Origin of the sequence: Pseudomonas sp. ADAK2 (genome assembly GCF_012935755.1) — a bacterium.
Taxonomy (GTDB): domain Bacteria; phylum Pseudomonadota; class Gammaproteobacteria; order Pseudomonadales; family Pseudomonadaceae; genus Aquipseudomonas.
This window is the reverse complement of record NZ_CP052862.1, coordinates 1971589-1985582: the sequence shown is the minus strand read 5'-3', so window position 1 is coordinate 1985582 and position 13994 is coordinate 1971589. Positions and strand designations below refer to the sequence as shown.

8 protein-coding genes are annotated in these 13994 nt (G+C 50.4%); 6 read left to right on the top strand and 2 right to left on the bottom strand.

Annotated elements, in window-relative coordinates:
* Positions 1 to 6: 6 nt before the first annotated feature.
* Positions 7 to 1131, bottom strand: a complete 1125-nt coding sequence (locus HKK52_RS09115) for an AAA family ATPase (protein WP_169370544.1) — start codon at positions 1129 to 1131, stop codon at positions 7 to 9.
* A complete protein-coding gene (locus tag HKK52_RS09110) occupies positions 1128 to 2270 on the bottom strand; it encodes a DUF262 domain-containing protein (protein ID WP_169370543.1) in 1143 nt (380 codons plus the stop codon). Before HKK52_RS09110 ends, HKK52_RS09115 begins: the two co-directional genes overlap by 4 nt.
* Before the next feature lie 871 nt (positions 2271 to 3141).
* Here HKK52_RS09110 and HKK52_RS09105 point away from each other — a divergent pair.
* The 6 genes from HKK52_RS09105 (at position 3142) to HKK52_RS09080 (ending at position 13976) form a co-directional block, all read left to right on the top strand.
* Entirely contained in the window at positions 3142 to 3549 is a 408-nt protein-coding gene (locus HKK52_RS09105) for a hypothetical protein (protein ID WP_169370542.1), read from the top strand.
* 17 nt (positions 3550 to 3566) lie between these two features.
* Complete coding sequence (locus tag HKK52_RS09100) at positions 3567 to 6317, top strand: UvrD-helicase domain-containing protein (RefSeq protein ID WP_169370541.1); 2751 nt, start codon at positions 3567 to 3569, stop codon at positions 6315 to 6317.
* A gap of 388 nt (positions 6318 to 6705) precedes the next feature.
* Positions 6706 to 9093, top strand: a complete 2388-nt coding sequence (locus HKK52_RS09095; RefSeq protein WP_169370540.1) for an ABC-three component system protein — start codon at positions 6706 to 6708, stop codon at positions 9091 to 9093.
* Positions 9083 to 9652 carry a hypothetical protein gene (locus HKK52_RS09090; protein ID WP_169370539.1) on the top strand — a complete coding sequence of 190 codons (570 nt, stop codon included), beginning with the start codon at positions 9083 to 9085 and terminating at the stop codon, positions 9650 to 9652. Before HKK52_RS09095 ends, HKK52_RS09090 begins: the two co-directional genes overlap by 11 nt.
* A complete protein-coding gene (locus tag HKK52_RS09085; protein WP_169370538.1) occupies positions 9645 to 12410 on the top strand; it encodes an AAA family ATPase in 2766 nt (921 codons plus the stop codon). The genes HKK52_RS09090 and HKK52_RS09085 overlap by 8 nt, the downstream gene beginning before the upstream one ends.
* Before the next feature lie 459 nt (positions 12411 to 12869).
* Positions 12870 to 13976 carry an AAA family ATPase gene (locus HKK52_RS09080; RefSeq protein WP_169370537.1) on the top strand — a complete coding sequence of 369 codons (1107 nt, stop codon included), beginning with the start codon at positions 12870 to 12872 and terminating at the stop codon, positions 13974 to 13976.
* The last annotated feature ends 18 nt before the right edge of the window (positions 13977 to 13994 follow it).

Genomic DNA, 13994 nt, shown 5'->3' with positions numbered 1-13994 from the left:
CTTGGATTAAGGTTTTAGCAACTGAACTGCATTTTTGCGGTGCTGATCATTAAAACCTTCCGGCCACTCGCTCAGTTTTCCTTTTTCGTCAATGTTTGGTGATTTAATTTGCGTTTCAGTTCCTTGGCGGTGAAAATAATGAAACTTTACTTGATTAGGAGTCAACGTCTTATTTTTGACAGAGATCCTCACGCCATCCATAAAGTGGTCAGAGTGAGTTTCAATAATAACTTGTATCCCCGCCTTAGCTGCCCTGGCGCACAACTCACCTAGATAAGTTTGCCCTTGTGGATGCAAGTGCGCTTCGGGGTTTTCAATAATAATTAGTCCGCCAGTGGGGGTCGCGAGCAAGGCTACAATCACAGGCAATACATAGCTTATGCCGAAACCCACATTGGTAGCGCGATATGTTCTGCTATTTAAAGAACCGGGCGAGCTAAAACTGAATCCGGCTTGAATCAGGTCAGCTTCGTACAATGTCTTGAGTTGAAGGCTGACTCCGGGGCTGACCAATTTGAGCCATGCTTCAGTTTGGTCTATAAGACGATGCCCGTCCCCAGATATCACCCTCGGGTCAGCTGAGTCTAATGGGCTTGACCCATGTATATCTAACAAATGGAGAACATACTCGCCCTGTGAGCCAATCTCGAAACTCTCACTTTGATCATCCCCTACGGGAAGATATTTTCTCGGGCCACTTCTCTCAGCCTGCAGATACTGAAACTTTGATATTCCATTTTGTGATGATGGTGCACATAGTGGGTCGCTAAAGGTTTCCAGTCGCAGTGTGCTGAAGTTGTTGTTGTAAACATAGTTGTTCTTTTGTGTCGCTCTGGCTCGAAGCTTGAATGTTGCTCGAGAGTTGCCTCCAGAGATTCTGATGCCAATAGAATTGGTTTTAGCGTTGTCGTGAAGGATATCTGATGATGTGCCTAGGTCTATGTATTTGCCCTTCGTGAGCAGACGGCCTTTGTTTGAGTCGTCTGCGATGGATTGCGCAACTATCAATAAGGCTTGAATAGCGCTACTTTTCCCCATGCCGTTTAAGCCGGTCAAAACTGTCAGGTCACTTAAGCTAACAGATGCTCTGCGGAAGCACTTGAAGTTTAGTAGTCCTATGTTTTGAATCATATTCGATTTCCATTTAGCGTTGCATTTATGATGCTGGCGATTGTCATAAAGCGCTTTAATATTTTTGCATTATGGCCGGTAGATGTAGTAATGGATTCCACGAAAAATTTGTCATTTTCATATACTGTAAAGTAGTTTTCTATTAAGAGTTCTTTTTTACTTAAGATGATTTCTATGTTTTTTTTTGAAAGCGCAGCAAGATTTACTCCCCAGCTCTCAAATAAAGCTTTGTTAATTGGGTTTCTTTTGATCTCAGAAGGCTTTCGAAATGCGTCGGTTCCAAATATCTCATACGCCAAATGCATCGCGCGCTTGAAGTGCGACTCCAGCTCAAATCTCTCAAGCTCATCTATCGAGTTGAGTAGCTTCATCGTGGAATTTAAAACATTATCTAAGTTTTTTGGCTTATCAGGACTGTTCATTTTGAGAAAAGCAATAAATCTCAGAACAAGCTCTTGGGCTGCCATTCGCATATCGTTTATACTTTCGTCCGTAGCAAGCAAAAACTCCGTCGAAGTAGATAATTTTCGAAGGAGTTCTCTTGCCGGCCCTTTATGTATGGCATTTCGAATTTCTTGACCATTTAGAGCAATACCTCCGGTATTAATGCGCTTGAAAATATTCATCATGACTTCATCAGGAGTGCCTGGTTGAATGATGTTTATTACAAGTTCAGTTTCTTCGATACGCCGCTTCATTGCACGATCTAAATCAGAATAGAAACAGTTCTCGAGATCGGACAGGTATTCAAGACCGCTCAAGGCGAAATCGTTGCTTAAAAAGTCGACGATAGTTGTAATGCGCTGTAAACCATCAACAACTGCCCAATGATCTGATTGGTCGGCAGCGACATAAAAGACCGGTAAAGGTATTTTAAGTAATAATGATTCGATCAATTGACTGCGCCGAAATAGCGGCCAGAGCCTCGCTCGCCGCTGAAAATCAGGTGCTAAATCAATTTCTTTATGAACGTACCTTCTAAATATTAAATCTATAGTTTTACGCTCGGTTTGCACGCGTATCTTTGATGGGTCAAACGGTTCCGACATACTTGCCGAGGTTTCTATCTCAGGCTCAAGCCCATAATTATCGTCTACGATTTCAGATCGAACCTTAAGGCTACGGGGTGGTTCACTCATTTCCTAGTCCTATTGGCATAGCCAAGCGATGACTTTAGCATGCTTGATAGCGCTCCCTGTAATAGTCTCAATCACTCCTGCTCCGTTTCCTGACGAACACTGCGTTTCAGGTTGCAGCTTCAAGTAGGTTAACCAGTCGGCACCACTATCTTTAAAAATCCTTTGGATAGATCTCAACCTGCATGCTCCTAACCCAGATTTCCTCCGTATTGATCGTCCTTTCCCGGGCAATGTGTGAAGTGTTTTGAGGCTTTTCCCGCTTTGATGAAATCTAGGTCTTCGCTTTGCAGCCGGTAAGCACGTTTGTTTTTCGAAAAAGGCGTGCCATGGCCTAGCTTCACCTTCGACTGGATGAAGATCGCTTGGCGGAAGCAGCGGGTTGGACTCATTCGTCGATGAAACCTTTGCCGAGATGCTCGTTGGTTAGCTTCGATGCTAGCCCACAGCGCTAGTCCTGCACCAACCATCGATTTACTGTCCAACTTTAAGTAGCACTTCGCTCTATATCGAACGCTCCAACGTAGGAGTCCTTCCATAATCGCTACGCCTTGCGGCTCGTTCCTCAGGAGGTAAAAAGTAGCGCAATTCAGCCATCGGGCTAGGTAGGGCATCGCCCAATGTGCTCACCATTTTCCTGCATCGTCGACAAAGATGCTGTGCCTGCCCCCTGATGACCTTTAGGGGATTGGTGATAGCCAACGCATTGCGATACTGCGATCACGACCGGTGCAAGAGGCACCTGATCTCCTCATCTGGTTAGGAATGCTGAGTTTATATATTCATCGACATCAAAAGTGGCGTTTTGCCTTATCATCTCTCCACCTCAATGCAACTTGTAAAAACACAGAATACCGAATCAAGGAATGCTCCAATGTTCAAACACCCCCTCACTGAAGTCGCTGCTTTCGCATTCCTGTTCATGATGTGCTCGAGCATTGCTCTGGCGGACAGCCGAGCTTGCTCCGACCCACAGGTCAAGGAGGCGCTAGCTCTCAAGGCTCAAAACTCCCGCAATAGCTACGTTGACATGCTCAATCGACAAGGTCGCAGCGTCTGGGCCAAAGTTTCTGGCATCCACGAAGTCGAGACCCTTTCGTCCAACAAGGAGTCGAGGCGCAAAAAATGCTTCGCCAAGGCATCCATGGAGTCCAACATGGGCATGCTGGCGCAGCCTGTGTGGATGACCTACACCCTTGGCCAATACGATGACGGCAAGCAATACACGGAAATTCACGTGATGTCGGCAGACGAGCGCCAAAGTTTCTCTCGCGATCGCTGAATTTTCCGGGTACTACAATGGAATGGCAACCCTCCTTTTGGGCCCGGCTATTTAGAAAAGCTGGGTCATGGATTCTGAAGATTGAAAATGATCAGCTCGTCGTTTCGCTAGACGATCAGCTCTTCACGATCCCGCCGGAAGACTTCGCCAGGCTGAAATACCAACGTGGCCTGCTATGGACGAACCTGAAGCTATGGAGTGGCCGAGAGCTGCATCTAGTAGGGCTTTCACATTTCACTCGCACGGAGCTCGATCAGCATCTACATGCAGCATCAAGCAGGCACCAGTTCCGGTCGAGTTACGCGAGGATCATGAGCTGGCTCAAAGAGGTTGATCGGGCGGGGGCTTCAGCAGATGCGCAGCACCGCTGGTTCACCCGCGACATGCAGCATGATTTCCTAATGAAAAAAAACGCGTTGGGCATCAACTCCGCCGAATTCAAAGTTCTATTTGACTCGCCCGTCATCCAGGCTGCCATGGGTGATAACAAACCGCGCGTTGTGGCTCGATTGCGCCAATGGTCACAGAATTGGCCCGACCACTGGAAAGCGCGCAACGAAGCACACATGGCCCGTGAACTTGATGCCTGCGAAGATTTGCTGAACAGGGTTGAGACGCGTGAGCTTAATGACGAACAGGCCAAGGCTGCAGTTTGTTTTGACAATCGTGTTCAACTCATCGCCTCAGCCGGATCGGGTAAGACGTCCACCATGGTGGCGAAAGCGATTTATGCCGTTCACCGTGGCCTTGTGGCTCCCTCTGAGATCATCATGCTCGCTTTCAACAAGGATGCTGCCGAGGAGCTCAAGGAAAGGGCTGCTGAGTCTCTAGAGCGCTTGGAGATGACAGGCATCACCATCAACGCGATGACGTTCCACTCCTTGGGGCTGGAAATCATCGGTGGCGCCACCGGCAAAAAGCCTAACGTGCCCAAGTGGGCTACCAAAACAGAGCTCGGCCTCGAAAAGCTAGGGGAAATCGTCGACAGCTTGAAAGATCGGTCGGACGAGTTTCGTACCAAGTGGGACATGTTCAGGCTGGTGTTTGGTCGGGATCACTCAGGTGCTGTGCTCCGGGATGTGGCTGAGGCGTTTGACCGGGATGGTGAGGCAAGGCTGATCACACTGAACGGCGAGCATGTGGCGAGCCAGCAAGAACGATTGATTGCTAACTGGCTTTTCTACAACGGTGTCGAGTACCTGTACGAAAGGCCATATGAGCACGATACGGCAACAGCAGAAAGGCGACAGTACGTACCAGATTTCTTTTACCCGCAACTCAACCTTTATCACGAGCATTTTGCATTCGATGGCGATGGACAGGCACCTGAGCATTTCAAAGGCTATGCAGACGATGCTGCATGGAAGCGTGATACTCACACAGCCTATGGAACAAAGCTCATAGAGTCCACCTCGCATCAAATTAATACCGGTGAGATCTTTGCGTACCTCACACGCGAGCTGACGTCCCGAGGCGTAGTGCTAGATCCCAACCCCGACCGCCCGATCCCCAGCTCAGGCCTAATCCCCCTGGAGCACCTTGATGTGCTCAAAGTGCTTCGATCTTTCATCTCCCACTACAAGAGCAACAGCCTGACAGCGGAGCGACTGTATGAGCGTTATGACGCGCTTCCGCTGAGCGTATTCAAATTTCGCTACAAGATGTTCCTCGAGTTTGCCGTGCCAGTCATCGAAGGGTGGGACGAGGCGCTGGAGAAAGGTCGAGGAATCGATTTTGAGGACATGATCAACCTGGCAGCCAATCACCTGGAGCATGGATACCCTTCGCCTTATCGATTAGTGATGGCGGATGAGTACCAGGATGCTTCCCGCGCTCGTGCACGACTCTGCCGTGCGCTGGTTCAGGCTCCTCATAGCCATTTGTTTGCTGTAGGGGATGACTGGCAATCGATTAACCGCTTTGCGGGCGCCGACGTGTCGGTGATGACTGGATTCGTTGACTGGTACGGTCATGGGCAAATCTTCCGACTGGAAAAAACATATCGGTGCCCTCAGGCAATATGTGATGCCTCTAGCCAATTTGTGGCCAAGAACCCAGCTCAACTGCAGAAGACGGTCATTTCCGTAACCGAGCCTATTGGGCCCGTTTTCAGCGCTTTCCAGGTAGGCAATAGGGATGAGCTTTCAGACGGCGTTCGGCAATACTTAGATGACCTATACCGGGGCTTATCGAACGGTCATATCCCTCCAGCCAAAGATAGACTGGTGTCTGTCTTTGTACTAGGGCGATACAAAAACGACGAGCAGTTTGTTCCCAAGGGGTGGAAGCATCGCTATGGAGACCGACTCGACATTAGGTTCAAAACAATTCACACCTCAAAAGGGGATCAAGCCGAGTACGTGATCCTGCCCAGCATGGTTGTTCGCGGCTTCCCTAGCCTGAAGGGCGACGACCCAGTGTTTAGTCTAGTCATGCCAGAAGGTGACACCTATCTGCACGGAGAGGAGCGTCGTCTGTTCTATGTGGCTCTGACTCGTGCTTGCCGCTCAGTGACAATGTTCACTGTCATGGCGAGAAACTCGCCGTTCCTTACCGAGCTTGTAGATGATGGTGTGGTCGCGGTAACCGACATCAAGGGTGAGCCCATCAAGGAGGAGCGCTGCCCGGTGTGCAAGCATGGTGTTGTCCTGCCGCGAACCGGTACATACGGGGACTACAAATCCTGCTCTGGTTTCCCTGTCTGCAAGTACAAGCCGAAAAAAGAAAAATCGCCGGGCTACGTATCTCCGAAGCTAAGGAAGCGTTGAGACCTACCCAATGCACGATTAATTGAGGTCGCTTTCGCTCCAGCCTTACTGCATTCGCCATTCATTATTGCCGATCAGGAAAAGATCCTGCTCCACTCTTCGAATGACGCCTATGCTTACTGACATCTTTGAAGATGGCGCTTTAAGATGATGTCGTTTTGCTATCGGGCTGGCAGTGTCGCGGACGTGCTTGGCCAGTAGAGGCAGTAAAGTTGGAAGACGGATGGGGAACAGGCGTCAGTGCATTCTGCGTATGAGCCATCAGTTTTACGCCAATGATAAAACCGAAATTTCCGCAGACTATCCGCTCACGATAAATCGTCGGCGTTGCTGTGGCGCTATTCGGCCTCATTTCCGTTGTAGTCGAGTCAATGCTAGGAGCAAGATTTTGACGACTATTAATGCCCAATTCTGCAGTGATGAAGATGACAGTACACTGCGGCAAACAGGCCAGGAAACTCCAGATCTTTTTGCGTTTGACTGCGGGCAATTGCCGTTCGAACGAATGGGTGATGCGCACTTTGAATTGCTCTTGGCTGACCTTTACGCTTCTCGAGCGGCAGATGGTTCGGAGGATTGGTACGACAAGGCTCGCCGTCTTAATGATGGGGCTGATCAAGGCCGCGATGTCATCCTGTTTAATGATTCCTCTCCAGTCGGCGTAATTCAGTGCAAGCGCTATAACGGGATCGTATCCCTCGCCATGGTCATCCAGGAGATCTGCAAATTCTTCCTCTACGCGACCATCAAGCCTGGCATTGCATCAGCACCAGGTGCGCCATTTCGCTATTACGTTGCAGTTTCTGATCGAGCAGCCGGCAAGCTGTTCGAGTTCATGGAAGCGAAAGGCAGGCAACGCTTCGAAGATTTGAGAGCAGAGTTCGAGAAGAAAGCTTTTGCTGCGCGTAAAGCCTCTGCAATCTTGAAAAAACATGCAGCCCTGAAAAACCTCACGAAGGAACAGCTGTGTGATTTGGTATGGGCCAGGATCGACAATCTGCATACCGCCTTACATAAAAAAGATGATCTCTCTCGGATGGTGCGTGCATACCCTGACATCAAGTCGACCTATTTCAGGCTTGAGTCGGACACCGCAAAAATCGTTGGCGAGTTAAGAAGCTTTTTGCAGTCGTGCAACTTGATAGTAAGCGACGAAGAAGCGGAGCTCATCTCTGAGATCCGCACTGAATACATAAAATTAAAGCTTGGTCGCCATCATCGATTCAACCTCGCCTTGCTGCAAGGTCAAGAGCTCTTGCCTTTCATGAAAGGCATGCTTCAACCCAAGGCTGGAACGCTCTATAACAATTTTGGGTCGCTGCCGGTGCTATTGTCGGCAGGCGCAGCGGCAGCGACCCCCGCCGATTGGCAGGAGTTGAATCAGCTTGTCGATGGATACGACAGCCAAGCAGTTGTGTTTGTGGGATGCGGTGACGTCTCGGGCAGTCAGCTCCTCGATTGGAAGAGCTCTGATGAGATGATCTGGATTGATCCACAATGGGATCCCGCCCCGCTACAGCGATACCGAGCAGGGTGGTGTTGGGTCAAGGATCTCACGCAGGAAATATTCAACTGCTATGTACTGGTTGAAAATGAGACAGGTGAGACTAACTACGGTCATGCAGACGTCTCTCTACGGCTGGCGTTTGAAGATCTTATTCTCTGGCCAACCCTGGGTAATGATTTTACAAATCCTATTTCGAATCCAAAATCGCAATTGCGACGGATTATGGCCAGTCAAAAAGAGGACAGGTCTAAGCGGCCTAACCTTGTTTTGGCCTCTCTCAATGTCACCAGCCTTGAAAAGGTACTGACATCAGTTTCGGATCATTTTGGCCAACGTACTCAGTCCACTATTGGAATGGCCATTGCTAATAGTAACTGCGTCCACGCGTGCGCTGCTGAGCTGTACAGCGCTACGGGCATTTTCCCGGCAATTGATGCCGAGTTCATGACTCGACCGACTCCGACAACAGTGAATCCACCTGGTCGTGTCATGCGCCGAAGCAGCAGCGGCGCCTTAACATTCATCCTTGACTGGACAGCAGAGTTGACCCTTCTTTCGGTGCAGGCCCACCGACTGATGGATGATCGAGTAACAGCGGATATGGCACCGGCCGCACTTGAGTTCCATGAGCTATTTGACCGTTATCCCCCGTACCCAGGTTATTTGGCTGCTGTGAGAAACGAGCTGGATTTGCTCAATACCCTTGTGCAAGGCACAGGCCTGTCGGACTACTCAGGGTTTACCTATCGAACCCGATTTGGTGTGAGAGTAGGAGAGCATTTCCCGCTGGAGAGGCTTTCCTCTGCTGGTGAATGCGTTATGAGAACTGTCCAGGCACTGAGCTATCTGAATGTCCCGGTCAGCAGTCAGTGGTCGTGTACACCGGCGTTGCAGGGCCATATTCGATATGACAACCCAGAGCATGGGGAGGTCAGCATCATGGCCTGGTCAAACAACAGTTATCACGTGAGGCAAATGGAGGCAGACCTTTTTGATTGGGCCCGGCAACCCATTGTGCATCCCAACCTGATTGTCTTTGCTCAGGGACGCGGAAGCGTCGGAGACAGGAAACCTAGTCACGGTCGATATGACTTCACTACCAGTTCTCCCGCTCCTAGAGGGTCAATCACCGAACCTGCCATTGCGAGAAACGTTTACATGTTCAGTCTGAGCGAGATTGAGTCGGTTTATGACGACCCCATGGCACCGTCGCCGGAGCGATTCATGGAAGATATTTTTGAGCGAAAGGGGAAGCTAGATGCTCAATGAACTGGTGGAGATCATAGGCTGTCGAGCTCTGGATGCGGGCTTTTACGAGGCCACTACGCAGCAGTATTTGTCGACTGATAATCCAAACTGGCCCGACGGTGAGCTTGAGAACCAGCTCGGCTATTGGGAGTCTTCCTTTGCTTCCATCTTACTGATAAATATCACCACTGAGACAGGTGTTGAAGCCTTAAGAAAAGCCAAACTCGCAGAGACCTTCCTCGATGCCGCTATTGTCCAGCGGGAGAGTTCGGGCCTCGTCATTGATGGCTACCTTGTACTTGCCACCACCCAAGTGAGTGACGAGTTCAAGGCGTTCCTGATCGATATTGAGAGGGATATCAGGTTCGTCAGAAAGCATGTAGTGACGTGGGGAGCGAATGGGTGGGAGCGCTATGAGCGCATCACGCCGTTAGGCTTGGAGCGATTCGGCGAGCATGAGGAGCCTGCGGTCTTCAACTCGGACGATACCGGGTACATTCAGCTTTTAGAGTTACTGGCCGAGGTGGGAAGCGAAGAGCTTGCCGAACGCCATGGCAAAGAATGGAATCTCAATGAGTAACCTGCCAATTAAATTTCTTTCCGTCACCATCCAGAATTTTCGAGGTATCCCTGACGAGTTGGTGGTGCCATTGGACGCACCCTTGACCGTCATTCATGCGGCCAATGGGACTGGCAAAAGCACCATCTGCTACGCATTGGAATGGTTGATCACCGGAAAAGTCGATGACCTCAATACCGCGCCACTGGAGTGTCAGTGGGGGAGAGGCACGACCAATGTTTCCGCAAAATGCCTGATTGACGGAAGGCCGCACTTGCTGACCCGAAACAACACCTCGCTATGGATGACCGAGGAGGGTGCGAGAAAGAAAAAAATCAATGATGAATACCTGCTTGAGATGCTCACGCCAGCGTCGATTTCCGGAAGAAGCACCATCGCGTTGCGCAAAGCGAAACGCGGTTGGTTGCGCAATAGCCGCTGGCTCTACTCCAACTCCCTGTCGTTGTTGATCGACAACAATAAAGCGGACGAGCGTCAACAGATTTTCGCCGACATCCTCGGTTTTGGCCATCTCACGAGCACACTGCGAGATTTGCGCGAATATAGAAAGGCATTACCGAACATCAAGGGCCTGGTGGACGGCATCAGTCGGCTCCGCGATGAGATCGAGACGCTGGAGCGTGCGCTAGCGATAAGCTCTCCAGTGAAAGACAGAGCATTGGGCAATCTGGCGACAATATTCAAAGCCTTACCCCCATCAGCAGAAGGCAGCCTGGGTGATCGCCTGAAGGCAGCGCAGCTTCGTGTCGCGATGTTCAGTCAGAAACACCAGAGAGAAGCGAATGCACTGAGCACCCTTTCAGAGCAATGGTCGCAATATCTCAACTCAATGAGCCAGATTGAAACACTTCGCCAGTCGGTTGCCACCGTGGCTGATGAGCAGAAAAAAGCCAGTGATGATCAGGTCATCCGGTCATCGGAGTTGTCCGAGGCACAGTTGAAGGTTTCAGAAAGTGAAAGGTCAATCAAATGGGCTGACGACAGCCTAGCGACGCTTTACCGCTGGCTACCTATCACTGCAAACCCAGGCGTCGTGGAATTCTTTCGAGAAGGGGATATCACTCAGGTTGACCTACGTACCAAGTTTGTAGAGCTCACCTGGCCTTCAAGTCAACAAGAGCAGTGGCAGGCGGCCCTTGATTTGCTGTCCAGAAACTTACCAAAAATTTTGGAGTGGGAACGTCAGAAGCAGGAGTTGATGGCCAACACAGTAGCTCCTGCCACTGATTTGAATGACGCAGTTCGCCTAGCTAATGAAGAAAGTAATGCCCGCGTCCGGGCAGAAGCTGACTTTGATGCGTTTTCAAACGTTTTAGGCAAGCTGAAAGCCATGGGAAGCGAAATCGTCCACTCTCATGAAGATGCGCATTGTCCGCTCTGCAATCATGATTGGGGCACAGCTGAAAAATTGCGGATAGAAATTTCCACGGGGCAGCAACTGCTTGCACCAGCGCTAGAGATCGCCGCAAACAATTTGACAGTGGCTCGCCAAAAAGAACAGGAGGCCACAGCAAAACTAGCGCTAAACAACGCTCAGAAACAGGCCTATGACAGCCATCTCTCCCGCTTGAGCTCGGTTGTTCAGGAACTGAAGTCGTTCGCTACGAAAACCAAATATCTGGAGACTATGCAGGTTCGGGACTTTTCCGGGCTGAACGCTGTTGGTCTTGCTCACCTGAGCAACCGGATCACCTCAGCGATACAGTTGGGGTTGGTTTTTGAAAAGCTGGCTGAGGTGGAGACGTTTTTCGACAATACCCCTGAAGGCGGAGCTGGCAGCCGGGTATCGACGTCAATCGCACGTTTTATAAGTTATAAAAAGCATTTTCAAGATCAGATTGACCTGTACAACCCCGCGAAAACCCGTCTTGTTCCGGTTGTCCGGGCACTTGCGGAGACCATTCAAGCAAAGGCGGGGGTGATTGCAGGTATCAATACCAGCATCGCGGCGGCGCAGCTAGTCACTGGGAGCTTCGATTCCCTATGGAAGGAGGTGTTTGGCGATCAACCTGTTTTGACAGAGTCATATGAGTTGATGCGCCAACAGGTGAATCAGCGAGGTGAAGACGCTGCGACCTATAGGAGCATGCTTGCCGAATGCGAGGCTGTGGTGAGCGTTGATACTGATTCGATGAAACTCAAGCAGCTTCAGGAAGAGCGGCTTGCGTTATCCCGCAAGTTGGAAATCGGCTCAGGCTACATCGCCAAAGCGGATCTCGCGATCGAAAACTATGCCATGCATGTGAAAGATTTCACTGCTTCAAGCCTTAAACCACTGCTCAGCCCCGCTGCTGAGCTGTTCTCTCGGATGCATGCCAACGAGGTCTATAAAGGCTTGGGCGTCTCTGATGGTGGAGATGCGCTGAAGTGGACTGTCTTTGCGGAGGGGCATGAGCCTGCGTTGGATGCAGAAGGGAAACTAAGCCAGGGACAGCGCCAGGATCTGGCATTGTCGCTTTACCTTGCCAGAGCCAGAAACACTGGGGGAAGCTTTTTCCTTGATGAGCCAATAGCGCATTTGGATGACCTCAATCGAGTGGCCATGCTGGATATCTTTCGCCTGGTCGCCACGTCCATGCCTTCCATGAACCTCATTCTGACTACTGCGAGTGATGCGCTTGCCCGGCACATGGCGCAGAAGTTTTCGAGCATCACGGACAGGCATCTTTTGAACATGATTCACTTGGAGGGGAATCCTCGTACTGGGGTCAAGATGACCGTCCAGCGCAACGCAGCAGTACCACGCCAGCTTGGCTAGCCTAGGAGTCGTGTGACCCTGAAGATCTGCGATTGTTGGTCGTGCGCTTTCGTCAGTGCCTTATCCGTTGGTTGATTCGCTTTATCAAGGGTTGAAGTGACTCCAAATCAATCACCACCAAGCCCATCTCAATCGTTTCCATCTGATCGGGGACGACTACTAGCGGCCTTGGAGATTCGCACTCTCCATCCTCATCACAGGTTGCCTCAAGGTCTACGCAATAGAGGTAGCGGTATGGCGCGAGGAGATTTTGGATGACTTGAAGGTGAAGAAGCTTTACTTGAATGCTCATGGCATGGCTGCACTAACTTTGATTTGTCCAAGATACATCGACATGAGCATAAAGATGCGTTCTGAAGGAGTTGTTTGGGGTGTGCTGGTTCGATTTCGGCACTCTGTGCCATCTGTTTTCTCGTTTCGCAAACCCTTAGGCTGTTTCGACAGACAAGGAGAATTGCTATGTCCCCACTGGCCGCTGCGCTCATGAATTCCCGGATCGAGCATTCGATGTCCAGATTCAGGGCCGCAAATTGCGCAGGCGTGAGCGAACGAACCTGGAGATCTTACGAGCAGGGTCAGCGCTCACCCCGCAAAAGCGTGGTACGAAATTTTTATGATCGATCAGGGATTTCGATGCCCCCGAACATCGCCCAGCTGCTGAGGATTGCGCGAACGGCCCGCGTACTGAGCATTACATCTCTCAAGGGTGGGGTCGGTAAGTCGCCCATCACCGTTGATGTAGCTGCATGTTTGGTGGAACGAGGAAGCAACGTAGCGGTAATCACCCACGATTGTTGCTTTGAGGATGGCGTCTCAAATGGTGCGCACCCCAAAGCAGGATCATTGGTGGCAGGCGTCGACTTCTTTGGTTATGCAGACGTATTTTTTTGCTTGGCCGAAAAAGAAAGTTTCGCCAAGCGATTGCGACACATCGTGGATCATGGATCTTCTATGGATCGTAGCGGACTTGAGTTCGAAACGGGTGGAACATTGGGTTCCATGGTCGAGAGGATCGGATCCTCCAGAATGTTTAAAGACATCAAGGCAGATTACGAATATGTCCTGCTTGACCTCAATCTTAAGGTTGATCTGATTCGCACAAATTCGGACTTGGTTGCGATCATCATCGACAGCGGCTGTCCTCAATCGGTAGATAGCGCCCAGCGGTTGAATATGCGATTGCTCAAAAGCAAAGGAGGGCGCCGTACACCAAGGTGCTTCGGGTTGGTCACGCGAAATGATGTAGGTGGCAGAAGCCGCGAATTGGAGGAGTTTTGTGAAGGCTTGGAGATTCCGCCAGAACTGGCAGAAGGGCTGGAGGCAAGGAGGTTTGCCTCTAGCACATTCAGAGAACGAATTTTAAGTGATATCAAGTCTTTGCCCTTGACTCGTCTCATGACCCACTTGACCAACGCTCACGAGATCGTGATAGACAAGTACAACAATGATCAGCCGTTCATGGAAGGGTTTTCGTACTTTGACTCTGTGTTGGATATCTCCCCAGATTCCCATGCGGCGGACGAGATACGTAGGCTGACCACTGAGCTTGTTGATTTGCGGTTATAGGCAGGTAAGTGCAACTAC